Annotated in this window: 10 protein-coding genes; 9 read left to right on the top strand and 1 reads right to left on the bottom strand. The window is 66.8% G+C overall.

Features of this window, described 5'->3' with window-relative positions:
• The first annotated feature begins 27 nt into the window (after positions 1-27).
• From murC to lpxC, 6 genes are all read left to right on the top strand, one after another.
• On the top strand, positions 28-1,464 hold the full coding sequence (gene murC, locus RTX79_RS14215; protein ID WP_057507811.1) for a UDP-N-acetylmuramate--L-alanine ligase: 1,437 nt from the start codon (positions 28-30) through the stop codon (positions 1,462-1,464).
• Entirely contained in the window at positions 1,461-2,438 is a 978-nt protein-coding gene (locus tag RTX79_RS14210; RefSeq protein WP_312684453.1) for a D-alanine--D-alanine ligase, read from the top strand. Before murC ends, RTX79_RS14210 begins: the two co-directional genes overlap by 4 nt.
• Complete coding sequence (locus tag RTX79_RS14205; protein ID WP_057507813.1) at positions 2,435-3,166, top strand: cell division protein FtsQ/DivIB; 732 nt, start codon at positions 2,435-2,437, stop codon at positions 3,164-3,166. The genes RTX79_RS14210 and RTX79_RS14205 overlap by 4 nt, the downstream gene beginning before the upstream one ends.
• A complete protein-coding gene (gene ftsA / locus RTX79_RS14200; RefSeq protein ID WP_042613652.1) occupies positions 3,163-4,398 on the top strand; it encodes a cell division protein FtsA in 1,236 nt (411 codons plus the stop codon). The genes RTX79_RS14205 and ftsA overlap by 4 nt, the downstream gene beginning before the upstream one ends.
• A 165-nt stretch (positions 4,399-4,563) precedes the next feature.
• Positions 4,564-5,808, top strand: a complete 1,245-nt coding sequence (gene ftsZ, locus RTX79_RS14195; protein ID WP_057507814.1) for a cell division protein FtsZ — start codon at positions 4,564-4,566, stop codon at positions 5,806-5,808.
• Between the two features lie 218 nt (positions 5,809-6,026).
• Positions 6,027-6,938 (top strand): UDP-3-O-acyl-N-acetylglucosamine deacetylase, encoded by a 912-nt coding sequence (lpxC, locus tag RTX79_RS14190; RefSeq protein WP_309688111.1) that lies wholly within the window; start codon positions 6,027-6,029, stop codon positions 6,936-6,938.
• Between the two features lie 274 nt (positions 6,939-7,212).
• Here lpxC and RTX79_RS14185 read toward each other — a convergent pair whose 3' ends face one another.
• Positions 7,213-7,653: a DUF721 domain-containing protein gene (locus RTX79_RS14185; protein WP_042613655.1), complete on the bottom strand. Its 441-nt coding sequence runs from the start codon at positions 7,651-7,653 to the stop codon at positions 7,213-7,215.
• Between the two features lie 12 nt (positions 7,654-7,665).
• On the opposite strand from RTX79_RS14185, the gene RTX79_RS14180 reads away from it, so the two are divergent.
• The 3 genes from RTX79_RS14180 to RTX79_RS14170 all read left to right on the top strand — a co-directional run bounded on the left by RTX79_RS14180 (position 7,666) and on the right by RTX79_RS14170 (position 15,710).
• On the top strand, positions 7,666-8,619 hold the full coding sequence (locus tag RTX79_RS14180; RefSeq protein ID WP_057507816.1) for a M23 family metallopeptidase: 954 nt from the start codon (positions 7,666-7,668) through the stop codon (positions 8,617-8,619).
• A gap of 287 nt (positions 8,620-8,906) precedes the next feature.
• On the top strand, positions 8,907-11,636 hold the full coding sequence (secA, locus tag RTX79_RS14175) for a preprotein translocase subunit SecA (RefSeq protein ID WP_312684451.1): 2,730 nt from the start codon (positions 8,907-8,909) through the stop codon (positions 11,634-11,636).
• 396 nt (positions 11,637-12,032) lie between these two features.
• Positions 12,033-15,710 carry an autotransporter outer membrane beta-barrel domain-containing protein gene (locus tag RTX79_RS14170; RefSeq protein WP_312684450.1) on the top strand — a complete coding sequence of 1,226 codons (3,678 nt, stop codon included), beginning with the start codon at positions 12,033-12,035 and terminating at the stop codon, positions 15,708-15,710.
• The last annotated feature ends 39 nt before the right edge of the window (positions 15,711-15,749 follow it).

Raw genomic sequence — 15,749 nt, 5'->3', positions numbered from 1 at the left:
CCGCGCCGACACCACGCGGAGCTGCGCATGATCCGCCGCCTGCACGACACCAACGACCTGGTGCGCGCGTTCCCGCGCGTGCATTTCGTCGGCATCGGTGGCACCGGCATGAGCGGCATCGCCGAAGTGATGCTGACGCTGGGCTATGAAGTGTCCGGTTCGGACAACGCCGACAACACCGCGACCCGTCGCCTGGCCGGCCTCGGCGCGCGCATCATGCGCGGGCACTCCGCTGCCAACGTGCTCGGCACCGACTGCGTGGTGGTGTCCAGCGCGATCCGCGAAGACAACCCGGAACTGATGGAAGCGCGCAGCCAGCGCATCCCGATCATGCCGCGCGCGGCCATGCTGGCCGAACTGATGCGCTTCCGCCGCGGCATCGCGGTGGCCGGCACGCACGGCAAGACCACCACCACCAGCCTCACCGCGGCGGTGCTGAGCGAAGGTGGACTGGATCCGACCTTCGTCATCGGTGGCCAGCTGCTGGCGGCCGGAGCAAACGCCAAGCTGGGCAGTGGCCAGTGGCTGGTGGCCGAGGCCGACGAAAGCGATGGCAGCTTCCTGCGCCTGAATCCGCTGATGTCGATCATCACCAACATCGATGCCGACCACTTGGAAAACTACGGCAACGACTTTGCCCGGGTGCAGGCAGCGTTCGCCGAATTCCTGCAGCGGCTGCCGTTCTACGGCCTGGCCGTGCTTTGCATCGATGACCCGGAAGTGGCCGCGCTGGCGGCGAAGACACCGCGCCACGTGATGAGCTACGGCCTCAGCGACCACGCCGACGTGCGCGCCGAAAACGTGGTGCAGGAAGGGGCGCGGATGCGCTTCACCCTGCGCCTGCCGCAGGGCACCAGCCAGGAAGTGCTGCTGGCGCTGCCGGGCAGGCACAACGTGCTCAACGCGCTGGCCGCCGCCGCGGTCGGCTGGCAGCTGGGCGTGGCCCCGGATGCCATCGCGCGCGCGCTGGAAAGCTTCGCCGGCGTCGGTCGCCGCTTCAACGACCTGGGTGAAGTCACCACCGCCAGCGGCGCCAGGGTCCAGGTCATCGATGATTACGGACACCATCCCAGCGAGCTGGAGGCGGTGTTCGCCGCCGCCCGCGGCGGCTGGGCCGACAAGCGCCTGGTGGTGGCCTTCCAGCCGCACCGCTACAGCCGTACCCGCGACCAGTTCGACAAGTTCGCCGCGGTGCTGTCCAGCGTCGATGCGCTGGTGCTGAGCGAGGTCTACCCGGCCGGTGAAGAACCGATCGCCGGCGCCGACTCCGAAGCGCTGGCGCGCGCCATCCGCGCACGCGGCCGTGGTGAACCGGTGGTGGTCGGCAAGGCCGCCGAGCTGGCACACGTGCTGCCCGATGTACTGCAGGACGGTGACCTGCTGCTGATGATGGGCGCAGGTGACATCGGCGCGGTGGCACAGCAGATCGCCACCGAAGGCTTCAGCGTGGAGGGCCAGGCATGAGCGGCTTTACTTTCCCGGCGCCGCGCAGCAGCGATCCGGCCGACTTCGGTCGGGTCGGCGTGCTGCTCGGCGGCACCTCCAGCGAGCGTGAAGTGTCGCTTGATTCCGGCCGCAACGTGCTCGAGGCGCTGCAGGCGCGCGGGGTGAACGCGTTCGCCATCGATGGCATCCCGGCGCTGTCCAGGGCGCTGGTCGCCGGCGAGGTCGATCGTGTGTTCAACATCCTGCACGGCCACAACGGCGGGGGCGAGGACGGCATCGTGCAGGGCCTGCTGGAAGCCTTCGGCGTGCCGTACACCGGCTCTGACGTGCTGGGTTCGGCGTTGAGCATGGACAAGATCCGCACCAAGCAGGTGTGGCTGTCGGTCGGACTGCCGACCCCGCAGTACCGCAAGGTGACCGCAGCGGACGTGCATGCGCAGGCCGCCGAGCTGGGCCTGCCGGTGGTGGTCAAGCCGGCCAACGAAGGCTCCAGCGTCGGCATCAGCCGGGTCTTCGACGACGCCGGCCTGGACGAAGCGGTGGCGCTGGCCACCCGCTACGACGGCCAGCTGCTGATGGAACAGATGGTGGTCGGCGACGAGCTCACCGTCGGCATCCTCGGCGATGTCGCGCTGCCGTCGATTCGTATCGTGCCGAAAGGCCAGTGGTACGACTACGACGCCAAGTACAAGGCCGACGACACCCAGTACCTGTGCCCCGGCCTGGACGGTGCGGACGAAGAGGCCATCCGGCAGCTCGCGCTGGCCGCCTTCCGCGCCGCCGGCTGCCGCGGCTGGGGCCGGGTGGACGTGATGCGTGACCGCAGCACCGGCCGCCTGTTCCTGCTGGAAGTGAACACCGCCCCGGGCATGACCAGCCACTCGCTGGTGCCCAAGGCGGCCGGGCAGGCTGGTATTGGTTTCGAAGAGCTGGTCTGGCGCGTGCTGGAACAGACCCTGGCCGACCCGTCGCAGGAGAATCGCCACGCATGAACGCGGTGCTGCGCATCTTCGTCTGGCTGATCGCCCTGTCCGTGGTGGCACTGCCCGTGGTGGCCGTGCTCAACGGCTGGGTGGGCGCCGAACGCTGGCCGCTGGCCAAGCTGCGCGTGCACGGTGAGTTCAAGCGGGTGCCGGCCGAACAGCTGCAGAAGGTACTGCTGCCGTATGCGCACGCCGGCTTCTTCGCGGTGCGCCTGCAGGACGCCCAGGACAGCATCGAGCGCCTGCCGTGGGTGGAAAGCGCCCGCGTGCGCAAGCAGTGGCCGGACGTGCTGGAAGTGACGCTGGTCGAACACAAGCCGTTCGCGCGCTGGGGCAACGACCGCCTGCTGTCCGAGCAGGGCAAGCTGTTCCCCACGCCGAAGAAGCTGGCCGACCTGCAGCTGCCGCAGCTGGATGGCCCGGACAGCCAGACCGAAGAAGTGGTGACGCTGTACAACGAGGCGCGTTCGATGTTCGCCCCGTCCGGGCTGGACGTGACCCGGCTGAGCATGGACGCGCGTGGCAGCTGGTCGCTGCTGCTGAGCAACGGCACCGAAGTGGTGGTGGGGCGCGATGATGCGCGTTCGCGCCTGCAGCGCTATGTACGTGTGTTGCCGCAGTTGGCCAGCCAGGCCGCGCCGATCGAGCGCGCCGACCTCCGATACACCAATGGCTTCACCCTCAGCTGGGGTGAACCGCCGGCCGCAGCGCCGAAGAAAACGCAGGACAGGACATGAATCGCAAGGGTGACAAATCGTTGATCGTCGGCCTCGACATCGGCACCTCCAAGGTGGTGGCGCTGGTGGGTGAGTACTCGCCGGGCAACCCGATCGAGGTGATCGGCATCGGATCGCACGAATCGCGTGGCCTCAAGCGCGGCGTGGTGGTGGACATCGAATCGACGGTGCAGTCGATCCAGCGGGCGGTGGAAGAAGCCGAGCTGATGGCCGGCTGCGAGATCCGTTCGGTGTATGCCTCGATCTCCGGCAACCACGTGCAGTGCAAGAACTCGCCCGGCATCGTGCCGATCCGCGATGGCGAAGTGACCTGGGGCGACCTGGACCGGGTGCTCGACGCGGCCAAGGCCGTGGCGATCCCGGCCGACCAGAAGATCCTGCATGCCATCCCGCGCGAATACGTGCTGGACGATTCGCAGGAAGGCATCCGCAATCCGGTCGGCATGACCGGCGTGCGCCTGGAAGTACACGCCCACCTGGTGGTCTGCGCGCAGTCCGCTGCGGCCAACATCAGCAAGTGCGTGCAGCGCTGCGGCCTGCAGGTGGACGACCTGGTGCTGTCTTCGCTGGCCTCCAGCGTGGCGGTGTTGACCGCCGACGAGCGCGAACTGGGCGTGGTGCTGGTGGACATGGGCGCTGGCACCACCGACATCGCGGTGTTCGTGCAGGGTGCGATCTGCCACACCGCCTCGCTGCCGATCGCCGGTGACCACGTCACCAATGACATCGCCCACATGCTGCGCACGCCGACCCCGGAAGCGGAGCAGATCAAGGTGCGTTACGCCTGTGCGCTGGCCCAGCTGGCCACCGCCGAGGAAAGCATCCAGGTGCCGAGCGTCGGTGACCGCCCGCCGCGCCGCATGCCGCGCCATGCACTCGCCCAGGCCGTGCAGGGGCGTTACGAGGAAATCTTTGAAATGGTGCAGGCCGAACTGCGCCGTTCCGGCTTCGAAGAACTGGTGCGCGCCGGCATGGTGCTCACCGGCGGTGCTTCGAAGATGGAAGGCGTGGTCGAACTGGCCGAGGAAATGCTGCAGATGCCGGTACGCGTGGGCATTCCGCAGCACGTCACCGGGCTGGGCGAAGTGGTCGGCAACCCCGTCCACGCGACCGGCGTCGGCCTGCTGCTGATGGGCAGCCAGATCGAGCATCCGCGCCGGCCGTCACTGCCGGCCGGGCGCGCGGGAAGCATGTTCAAGAAACTGAAAACGTGGTTCCGCGGCGAGTTCTGACCGCGGCAATGCCGGCCCCGGCCGGCTGCTTTGAGACGCAACACCGCAACACCGCAACACATCGCAACAACACACCACTACAGCCGCAACGGCGGCATGCAGCGGAAGGCAGGATGCCTCCCCCGCAACATGCCAAAGGAAGCGGATACAACCGAGGACACGGACATGGCGCATTTTGAACTGATCGAAAAGATGGCACCCAATGCGGTGATCAAGGTCGTTGGCGTGGGCGGCGGCGGCGGCAACGCCGTGGCGCACATGGTCAACTCTGCGGTGGACGGGGTGGAATTCATCACCGCCAACACCGATTCGCAGGCCATCAAGAACTGCGGTGCGAAGCTGCAGCTGCAGCTGGGCACCAACGTCACCAAGGGCCTGGGCGCTGGCGCCAATCCGGAAGTCGGCCGCCAGGCCGCGCTGGAAGACCGCGAACGCATCATGGACGCGCTGCAGGGTGCGGACATGGTCTTCATCACCGCCGGCATGGGCGGCGGCACCGGTACCGGCGCTGCGCCGGTGGTGGCACAGCTGGCAAAGGAAATGGGCATCCTGACCGTGGCCGTGGTCACCAAGCCGTTCCCGTTCGAAGGCCGTCGCCGCATGCAGGTCGCGCTGAAGGGCATCGAGGAGCTGAGCCAGCATTGCGACTCGCTGATCACCATCCCGAACGAAAAGCTGATCACCGTGCTGGGCCGCAACGCCACCATGATCCAGGCCTTCCGTGCCGCCAACGACGTGCTGCAGGGCGCCGTGCAGGGCATCGCCGACCTGATCGTGCGTCCGGGCCTGATCAACGTCGACTTCGCCGACGTGCGCACCGTGATGTCGGAAATGGGCCTGGCGATGATGGGCACCGGCACCGCCCGCGGCGATGACCGCGCGCAGGCCGCGGCCGAATCGGCCATCCAGAACCCGCTGCTGGACGATGTGAACCTGGCCGGCGCCAACGGCATCCTGGTCAACATCACCGCCGGCGCGGACTTCACCATGGCCGAATTCGACGAGATCGGCCGCACCATCGACGGCTTCGCATCGGAAGACGCCACCGTCGTGGTCGGCACCGTGCTGGATCCGGACATGCAGGACGAAGTACGCGTCACCGTGGTCGCCACTGGCCTGAACCGCGTCGTTGCCGGCAAGACCCAGCGTCCGGGCGAGCGTGCGCCGATCAAGCTGGTCCGCAACGCCACCACCGGCCAGCCGGAGTTCTCCGACTTCGACAACGGCGGCGACGCCGTATCCAAGGCCGTCGGCGGCGTGGGCCTGGGCCTGCGTCGGGCAAGCAGCGACAGCGTTGCGACCTCCTCGGCTCCCTCGTCGTCGGCGTCCAGCAGCGCCACCACGCCGACCGCCGAACTGCCCAACGACTACCTGGACATCCCGGCGTTCCTGCGCCGCCAGGCGGACTGATCGCCGACGCCGGGGTTGTCCTCCCCGGCGGCAAGCACCATGTCCTGCATTGCAGGCGCCGGGCCAGGATGGGCCCGGCCGCCCTGTCATGCGTGAGCTGCACCTGCATCGCGCCGTGACCCGCCTGGCTTCAGCCGGGGTAGGGGCGGTCGCGTGTTAATCTGTCCCACCCCCTGGGCAGGCCATCGCGGCCCGCCGCATGCACCTGGCCACACCCCATGATCCCGCAACGTACCCTCAAGAACACGATCCGTGCCACCGGCGTTGGCCTGCACAGTGGTGACAAGGTCTACATGACCCTGCGCCCGGCACCGGTCAACCATGGCATCGTGTTCCGTCGCGTGGACCTGGACCCGGTGGTCGACGTGCCGGCCAAGGCGGAGCTGGTCACCGAGGTCACCCTGTGCACCGGCCTGACCTGCAACGATGCCAAGATCCAGACCGTCGAACACCTGATGTCGGCGTTGGCCGGCCTCGGTGTGGACAACATCATCGTCGAACTGTCGTCGGCCGAACTGCCGATCATGGACGGTTCGTCCGGTCCGTTCGTGTTCCTGCTGCAGTCGGCGGGCATCATCGAACAGGACGCGGCCAAGCGCTTCATCCGCGTGCTGAAGACCGTCGAAGTCACCGAAGGCGACAAGGTCGCGCGCTTCGACCCGTATGAAGGCTACAAGCTGGGCTTCACCATCCAGTTCGACCACCCGATGATCCCGGCCAAGCAGTCGCGGCAGGAAATCGAGTTCTCGACCATGGCCTACACCAAGGAAATCTCCCGGGCGCGCACGTTCGGCTTCATGCGCGACCTGGAATACATGCGCGAGCGCAACCTCGGCCTTGGCGGGTCGATGGACAACGCCATCGTGCTGGACGAGTTCCGCGTGCTGAACGAAGACGGCCTGCGCTACGCCGATGAGTTCGTCCGTCACAAGATCCTTGACGCGATCGGCGATCTCTACCTGGCCGGTGGCCAGGTACTGGGCGCCTATGAAGGGTTCAAGTCGGGGCACGCACTGAACAACAAGCTGGTGCGGGCCCTGATGGCCGATGCCACCGCCTGGGAGTGGGTGAGCTACGAGTCGCCTGCCGCAGCCGAACCTGTCGCTTACGGCGCCCCGGCATACGCCTGATAAAAGGCTTGATATTCAACACGTTGACGCCGCCTTCGGGCGGCGTTTGCATTTGCGGCGCGGCAATGAGTGACGCGCCGCGTCCAAGCGCTCAGCGCGTCACAGTTTGTGAACCTGTTCCGCCGGAAGCCTGAACTTAACGTTTAAATAACAAAACCCTAACGACTGATCGGCCATCCGCCGTTAGGATGCCCCACGGTCCTCGCAAATGTTTCACGCCACTTCCACGGAATGTTGGCATCGCGGGGAAGCGGAGCCGGATGCTCCGCCGTCATCAGGACCTGGACGGTTTCGTGTCCTGGAGGCTAGCCAAGGCGTCGCGTAGCCCTTTGTGCGTGGCGGCTGAAACTGCGTGGGGTCCATTCCGGTTGTCGATCGCTGGGGAGCGTGGTGGAGCGGGGGACGCAGTCTTGATGGTCACTTTGGTGGCCTTCAGCCCGATGGACCGGGCCGCGTTGATCAACTGTGCTTCGGCAAGCCGCACCTTGGCATGCCACACGGGAGATTCAACGAGAAAAACGAGGTGCTCGTCGTTCACGTTGGCCAGCCGGCAATGGCTGCGCAGGCTGGGCGGCAGATGGGGGCGCAACTGCAGGTCCAACGCATCGAGCCACAAGGCACGACGCAGCGGGTTCCCGCTCTTGTCACCCATGACTGCATCCAGTGCCGGTTTCGGTGCTGAGGCAGGACGGGTACTGGATTTCGGCTCAGACATGAAAACTCACTGATGGCATTTAAAAAGATCGTAATCAAAACGCGTGATGGAAAGGCAAAAACGCCCCTTGCGCGTCTTCGCTTCTATTTCGAAGACCGCCCCCGCGCCCTGTTGGGCAGCGTGCTGGGCATGGGCTGCATTATCGGCTTCGCCGGTGGAATGGGCGCCAACCTGCTCGGCGACTCCCGCCTGCAGGCCAAGGTCGACCGCCAGGAACGCGAACTGGCGCAGGTACGCCTGCAGTCGCAGACCGAAGTCAACGCGCTGGCGGCCCGCCTCGGCGAGCTGCAGGCGCAGGCCACCCGGCTCAACGCCCTGGGTGAGCGCCTGACCCAGATGGGCAAGCTGGAAGACGGTGAGTTCGACTTCCAGGAAACCCCCGGCCTGGGTGATGGCGATGCCGGCGGTCCCACCGTGGACATCCCGGTCAAGGACATCAACGCCGACTTACAGGTGCTGGAGCAGCGTTTCGCTGCTTCAGGCAGCCAGCTTTCGGTGATGGAATCGCTGATGTTCGACCACCAGCTGCAGCAGAACGCGGTGCCCTCGCGCATGCCGATCCGCAACAGCTACGTCACCTCCGGCTTCGGCACCCGCGCCGATCCGTTCGGTCGCGGTGCCGGCAACCACAAGGGCATCGATTTCCATGCCAAGGTCGGTGACCCGGTGATGTCGGTGGCCGACGGCGTGGTGAGCTTCTCCGGCGTGAAGGGCGGCTACGGCAACGTGGTCGATGTCGACCATGGCAACGGCTATGTCACCCGTTACGCGCACAACTCGCGCCTGGTGGTGAAGGTCGGTGACCTGGTCCGTGCCGGGCAGGAAGTGGCCAAGGCCGGTTCCACCGGTCGTTCCACCGGTGCCCACGTGCACTTCGAAGTCTGGGAAAGCGGCCGGGTGGTCAATCCCCGCAAGTTCCTCGGCGATGGCGGCAACACGCCGGTGGGGCGCGTTTCCCGCGGCTGATCGTCCTGCGGCAGCGCCGGGCCATGCCCGGCGAGCGCAGCGGCAGCCTCAGCGCCCCGCAGTGGTGGGTGGCGACCGTTGGTCGTCACATGCGCTACCGCGACCGCCGAACATGGCGATGCCGGCCCCCCGGCCCGCGAACCGCCAAGCGCTTGAAACCCCCGACCTCCATCCCAAGTTACAATGGGTGATGCCATCGACGGGGCGCTGGGCGCCCCGTTTCGTTTGCGGCGGGCGGATTCCTGAAGGGAGCCGTGCCGGCGTTCACCTGACAACCGGTTCCCTCAATGATCAACAGCCTGCTTACCCGCGTTTTCGGCAGTCGTAATGAACGACAGCTGCGCCAGCTCAACCGCATCGTCGCCAAGGTCAATGCGCTGGAGCCGGACATGGAGAAGCTCAGCGATGCGCAGCTCCAGGCCAAGACGCCGGAGTTCAAGCAGCGCATCGCCGAAGGCGAGGCCCTGGACAAGGTGCTGCCGGAAGCGTTCGCGGTGTGCCGCGAAGCCAGCCGCCGCGTCCTCGGCATGCGTCACTACGATGTGCAGCTGATCGGCGGCATGGTGCTGCACCTGGGCAAGATCGCCGAGATGCGCACCGGTGAAGGCAAGACCCTGGTGGCGACCCTGCCGGTGTACCTGAACGCACTGGAAGGCAAGGGCGTCCACGTGGTCACGGTGAACGACTACCTGGCCCGCCGTGACTCGGCGCAGATGGGCAAGCTGTACAACTGGCTGGGCCTGAGCGTGGGCGTGGTCTACCCGGGCATGCCGCACGGCGACAAGCGCGAAGCCTACGGCAGCGACATCACCTACGGTACCAACAACGAATTCGGCTTCGACTACCTGCGCGACAACATGGCGCTGTCCAAGGCCGACCGCTACCAGCGCGGCCTGCACTACGCCATCGTCGATGAAGTCGACTCCATCCTGATCGACGAAGCGCGTACCCCGCTGATCATCTCCGGTCCGGCCGATGATTCCCCGGAGCTGTACATCCGCGTCAACCGCATCGTGCCGAACCTGGTCAAGCAGGAAAGCGAAGAGGGCGACGGCGATTTCTGGATCGACGAGAAGGGCAAGCAGGTGCACCTGTCCGAAGCGGGCATGGAACACGCCGAGCGCCTGCTGGTGGAAGCCGGCATCCTCGATGCGGAAACCGAAGGCCTGTACGCCGCGCAGAACCTGACCGTGGTGCACCACCTCAACGCCGCCCTGCGCGCGCACGCCATCTACCAGCGCGACGTGGATTACATCGTGCGCGATGGCGAAGTGGTCATCGTCGATGAGTTCACCGGCCGCACCCTGGCCGGTCGCCGCTGGTCCGACGGGCTGCACCAGGCCGTGGAAGCGAAGGAAGGCGTACCGGTCCAGCGTGAAAACCAGACCCTGGCCAGCATCACCTTCCAGAACCTGTTCCGCATGTACGGCAAGCTGTCCGGCATGACCGGCACCGCCGATACCGAAGCGTTCGAGTTCCAGAGCATCTACAACCTGGAAGTGGTGGTCATCCCGACCAACCGCCCGACCATCCGCAAGGACTCGCCGGACCAGGTGTTCCTCAACCGCCAGGGCAAGTTCAACGCGGTGCTGGCCGACATCCAGGAATGCAACAAGCGCGGCCAGCCGGTGCTGGTCGGCACCACCTCGATCGAAACCTCGGAGATGCTGTCCGAGCACCTGCGCAAGGCCGGCGTGCACCACGAAGTGCTCAACGCCAAGCAGCATGACCGCGAAGCGACCATCGTCGCCAATGCCGGTCGTCCGGGCGCGGTGACCATCGCCACCAACATGGCCGGCCGCGGTACCGACATCGTGCTGGGTGGTTCGCTGGAAACCGAACTGCATGAAATGGGCGAAGAAGCCAGCGACGCGCAGCGCGCCAGCGCCAAGGCCGAATGGCAGGTCCGCCATGACGCGGTCAAGGCCGCCGGTGGCCTGCACATCGTCGGCACCGAGCGCCACGAATCGCGTCGTATCGACAACCAGCTGCGTGGCCGTTCCGGCCGCCAGGGTGACCCGGGTTCGTCCCGTTTCTACCTGTCGCTGGAAGACAACCTGATGCGCATCTTCGCCTCGGACTGGGTGCAGAAGGCGATGCGCATGATGGGCATGAAGGAAGACGACGTCATCGAAGACCGCTTGGTCAGCCGCCAGATCGAAAAGGCGCAGCGCAAGGTGGAAGCGCACAACTTCGACATCCGCAAGAACCTGCTGGACTTCGACGACGTCAACAACGACCAGCGCAAGGTGATCTACGCCCAGCGCGATGAGCTGCTGGACGCCGAGTCGGTGAAGGACAACGTCGATGGCATCCGCGACGACGTGGTGTTCGACATCGTGGCGCGCTTCGTGCCGCCGAACTCGATCGACGAACAGTGGGACCTGCCGGGCCTGGAAGCCACGCTGCTGTCTGATTTCGGCCTGGAGATGTCGGTCACCGACCTGGTCAAGGCCCACGAAGAACTGGACGCCGAAGGCATCGCGCAGAAGGTGCAGGAGCGCGTCAACGCGCACTTCGAAGCGAAGGAAACCGGCGTCGGCCCGGAGACCATGCGCGCGCTGGAAAAGCACGTCATGCTGACCGTGCTCGACCAGAGCTGGAAGGAGCACCTGGCGCGCATGGATTACCTGCGCCAGGGCATCTACCTGCGTGGTTACGCGCAGAAGCAGCCCAAGCAGGAATACAAGAAGGAAGCGTTCGAGCTGTTCTCCGGCATGCTGGAAGACGTCAAGCGCGAAGTGGTGACCATGCTCTCGCGCGTGCGCATCCGCAGCGACGAGGAAGTGGCGGCACTGGAAGCGGCCGAACGCCAGCAGGTGCAGGCGCGCCTGAGCCAGTCGCAGTTCCAGCACCAGGATGCCGGCGGCTATGGCGCCGACGAAGAAGCCGCGCAGGTGCAGGCCGCGCAGCAGGACGGCCTGGCGCAGGGCGGCGAGCCGAAGATCGGTCGCAATGATCCGTGCCCGTGCGGTAGCGGCAAGAAGTACAAGCACTGCCACGGCCAGCTGAGCTGAGTCATCGTCGCTGACGCTGATTGAAAAGACCCCGCGCAAGCGGGGTTTTTTTTTGCGTGGATTCCCGTTTTTCGGCGTCGTGATCGCATCGTTTCCACCGCGAGCACGTCATGCGCGGCCTGAAACAAGCTGGAAATCAACGAAATTCCGCGACCACAAACACATCACATGCGATGTGCCTCGTGTGATTGATGTCACCGATTGAAGCTAATCGGAATTCTCTGACCAAGAAGTAGGGCATATCCCCACACGAAAGTAGGGAGCACCCCCTCGGATTAACCTGACACGCCCCTTAGGGTCACAGGCCCCGCGCGTTCTTCCACACGCAGGGTCCCTCGCGCATCCCCCGCGCGCGACGCGGTCCGCCGCGTCCTGATCGTCATCCCAAGGAGCTTCATGAACAGGATTTACCGCTTGGTCTTCAATCGCGCCACCGGCGCCATGCAGGTCGCCTCCGAACTCGCCTCCGGCCTCTCCTCGCCGGGTCGTGCGGTCGGTGCAACGCGCCGCCGTTCGACGCTGGGCGCCGCCGTGGTCGCCGCATTGGGCCTGGGTGCCGCCTCGGCACCGGCCTTCGCCGTGCCCTACGACTTCACCGCCGATGAAGTGATCGGCGACACCCGTGCGTACGCCGACGGCTTCTTCATCGGCAACACCGGCACGGTGGCGATCGACCTCATCGGCAGCGGCCGGCTGACCTCCAATGGCCTGGTGTCGCTGGGCACGGTTGCCGGCGCCAATGGCACCCTGCGGGTGATCGGCCCGACCGCCTACCTGCAGATGACCGGCGCGGCGCTGCGCGTCGGCGAGGCCGGCACCGGCACCCTGCAGCTGATCGACGGTGGCACGGCCACGTCGAACAACACCGTATCGCTGGGGTATGGCGCAGGCGGCACCGGCAACGCGCTGGTCAGCGGCGCCGGCTCCAGCCTGACCGCACGCCAGTTGCTGGTCGGCCGCCAGGGCACCGGCACGCTGGACATCGATGGCGGGCGCGTCGCCAGCACCATGGCGTATACGGTGGTGAACAACTTCGGCATCAGCCTGGGTTCGGATACGGCGGGCAGCGGCACGATCAACGTCCGCAACGGCGGCGAGCTGATCGTCACCGACAACAACCTGCTGGTCGGCCAGGTGGGCCAGGGTCGCCTCAACGTGGACGGCGGCCGGGTCGAAGCCGGTCGCGGCATCTATGTCGGCGCCGGCACCCAGTCCGGTGCCACCCAAGGGGGCCGCGGTGAGATCACCGTCAGCGGCGGCGGCCAGCTGGTATCGCAGGATCTGGTGCTCGGCACTTCCAACAACGCCACCGGCGCGCTGACCGTCAGCGGGGCGGGATCGGTGGTCGACGCCACCATCGTGCGGGTAGGCCAGAACGGTGACGGCACGCTGCGCGTCGAAGGCGGCGGCGTGGTCACCGCCGACGAGGTCAATGCGGAAAAGTACGACGCACTGGGCAGTGGTGATTTCGGCCAGACCGGCAGCATCGTGGTGACCGGTGCAGGCTCGGCGATCCGCGCCGCGCGCGTGGACGCAAGCAACCACCTGCTGTTGGAAGCCGGTGGCGTGATCGAATCCGATCGCGCGGCGATCAAGGACAGCTACGGCCCGACCGCGAGCACGGCGCGCATCACCGGGGCGGACACGCGCTGGACCAACACCGGTGTCATGGCGATCAGCACCAATCTGGACGTGCTCGATGGTGCGGTCATCCGCAGTGATTCAGTGAACATCAGCGGCGGCCTCAACGACGTCACCATGTCGCCGGCATTGCTGGACGAACAGACGCGTGTCAGTGGCGCCGGCTCGGCGATCGAAGCGGTGAACGGCCTGACCGTGGGCGCGGTGCTGATGCGCGGTCCCTACGGCATGCTGAGCGTGAACAACGGTGGGCGGGTGGCCGGTGGCAGCGGCATCCTGCTGGACCAGAGCGGCTACCTGGTGCTCGGCGGCGGCATGGCCACGTGGTCGGTCGCCGATGGCGGCCCGCAGTGGCTGGCCGCCGAGCAGGCCGGCACGCTCGACGGTGCGGCGATCTCGATGGACAGCAACGCGGGCGGGCTGGTGTTCAACCACACCGGTGACATCACCCTGGGCAACACCATCCAGACCGTCTCCACGGGAACGTCCAATGGCCACCTGCATGGCGGCGCGCTGACCCAGGTCGCCGGCAACACCACGCTGGACGGTGACCTGCGCGCCTTCGGTGGCGACATTACCGTCAACGGCGGCAGCTTGGTGATCAACTCGGACATGTACACCGGTGCGGGCTACGCAGGCCCCAGCCAGGCCGTGCAGCAGCTGATCGACGTGCGCGGCGGCACCCTGGTGCTGAACGGTGCGGCGGGCTTCCAGCAGAACATCGATTTCGGCCCGGGGCTGGGCAGCGAAGTGCGGCGCAGTTCGCTGGCTGAAGTCAGCGGCAGCGGCGTGCTGGCCGGCAACGCCACGGTGGGCACCACCTATGTGCGCAACGGTGGCGCGCTGTCGCCGGGCAATGCCGGCGTCGGTACGATGACCATCGACGGTGACCTGTTCTACAACGCCAACGGGTTGCTGCCTGAGCAGGTCGCCAACAAGGCCTTCTTCGACGTGGACGTGCTGGGCAACGGGCAGGCCGACCTGCTGACCGTGAGCGGCAAGGCCTATATCGGGCGGGGTGCAAACGTCGGCCAGATGGGCGACACCGGCGTGCGCGTCACCGCACTGGATCCGGCCACCAGCTACCAGGACGGGCAGACCTACACGATCCTGAGCGCAGCACAGGGCGTGACCGGTACCTTCGACGATGTGATCTCGCGTTCGGCGTTCCTGGATACTTCGCTGAGCTACACCGCCAACGATGTGCGGCTGAACATCGCCGTGAAGGGCACCGGCCCGGTTGATCCACCGGTGGACCCGCCGGTGGATCCGGTCGACCCGCCGGTCGAACCGCCGGTGGATCCGATCACCCCGCCGGTCGATCCGGTCACCCCGCCGCCGCCGCTGGAGGTGTTCGTCACCGCCGCAGCGACCGGCAACCAGCTGGCCACGGCGGCCGCGCTGGATACGCTGCAGCAGTCCGGTGAGGCGCTTGCGCTGTACAACCGCCTGCTGATGCTGGACGCGGACAGTGCCCGCCTGGCGTTTGATGACCTGTCCGGTGAAATCCACGCCAGCAACCGCGCCCTGCTGCTGGAAGACCGCTTCCTGCGCGATGGCATCAGCCAGCGCCTGCGCAGCGGCATGCCGGCCGGCGACGGCCCGTCTGCCTGGATCGGCGGCAGCGGTGCCTCCAGCCAGCGCGATGGCAACGGCAGTGCAGCACGCACCCGCGACCACCGCCAGGGCCTGATGGCCGGTGCTGACTGGAGCATCGGCGAGCGCTGGATCGTCGGCGTGGCCGGTGGCCCGGAGTCCCTGCGCCAGCAGGTCAATGCACGCAACGCAACAACCGACGTGGATGCCGTGCACGGTGGCCTGTATGCCGGTTTCCGGGGCGACAATGCCTACCTCAACGGCGGCGCCAGCTATGCCGATTACCAGCTGGATACCCGGCGTACCGTCGGTGCCGGCACGGCATGGGGGCAGAGCCTGGCCAACCGCCGTGACGCGCATGCGGTCAGTGGTTTCGCCGAAGGCGGCTGGGATTTCCAGATCGATGATGCGTTGACGCTGACTCCGTACGTGGCCGTGGCCTACACCCGCCTGTCCACCGATGCCGGCGTCGAAACCGGGGGCAATGCCGCCCTGGCGATCGCTGCCAGCAAGGACGAAGCGTGGACCACCACGGCCGGCGTGCGCGCCGCGTGGGACATCAGCGGCGGCCAGCAGGACGGTGCGCGACTGGAAGCCGGCCTGGCCTGGCAGAACGCGGCCGGTGAGCTGCGCGCGGACTCGACGCACCGCTTCGTGGCCGGCAGCAACGGCTTCACCGTGCAGGGCCTGCCGCTGGCGCGCAACGTCGGCATCGCCGAGCTGGGCGTGTCGGTCAATACCTCCAGCCGCAGCCGACTGTCCTTCGCCGCGCAGGGCCGCGCCGGTGATGGCCAGCGCGAAGTCGGTGCACAGCTGAACTGGAACGTGGCGTTCTGATCCATCGCTGAGCAGTAGCAGGACGGCAACGGGCTCCTT

The organism is Stenotrophomonas chelatiphaga (genome assembly GCF_032054965.1).
Lineage (GTDB): Bacteria > Pseudomonadota > Gammaproteobacteria > Xanthomonadales > Xanthomonadaceae > Stenotrophomonas > Stenotrophomonas chelatiphaga.
The sequence above is the reverse complement of the archived record's forward strand: the minus strand, read 5'-3'. Positions and strand labels throughout refer to the sequence as shown.

Excerpts from the sequence above, each read along its gene's own strand:
- ftsA (WP_042613652.1), top strand. The coding sequence starts at position 3,163 with ATGAATCGCAAGGGTGACAAATCGTTGATCGTCGGCCTCGACATCGGC.
- RTX79_RS14205 (WP_057507813.1), top strand. The coding sequence starts at position 2,435 with ATGAACGCGGTGCTGCGCATCTTCGTCTGGCTGATCGCCCTGTCCGTG.
- lpxC (WP_309688111.1), top strand. The coding sequence starts at position 6,027 with ATGATCCCGCAACGTACCCTCAAGAACACGATCCGTGCCACCGGCGTT.
- RTX79_RS14210 (WP_312684453.1), top strand. The coding sequence starts at position 1,461 with ATGAGCGGCTTTACTTTCCCGGCGCCGCGCAGCAGCGATCCGGCCGAC.
- RTX79_RS14170 (WP_312684450.1), top strand. The coding sequence starts at position 12,033 with ATGAACAGGATTTACCGCTTGGTCTTCAATCGCGCCACCGGCGCCATG.
- secA (WP_312684451.1), top strand. The coding sequence starts at position 8,907 with ATGATCAACAGCCTGCTTACCCGCGTTTTCGGCAGTCGTAATGAACGA.
- RTX79_RS14185 (WP_042613655.1), bottom strand. The coding sequence starts at position 7,653 with ATGTCTGAGCCGAAATCCAGTACCCGTCCTGCCTCAGCACCGAAACCG.
- ftsZ (WP_057507814.1), top strand. The coding sequence starts at position 4,564 with ATGGCGCATTTTGAACTGATCGAAAAGATGGCACCCAATGCGGTGATC.
- RTX79_RS14180 (WP_057507816.1), top strand. The coding sequence starts at position 7,666 with ATGGCATTTAAAAAGATCGTAATCAAAACGCGTGATGGAAAGGCAAAA.
- murC (WP_057507811.1), top strand. The coding sequence starts at position 28 with ATGATCCGCCGCCTGCACGACACCAACGACCTGGTGCGCGCGTTCCCG.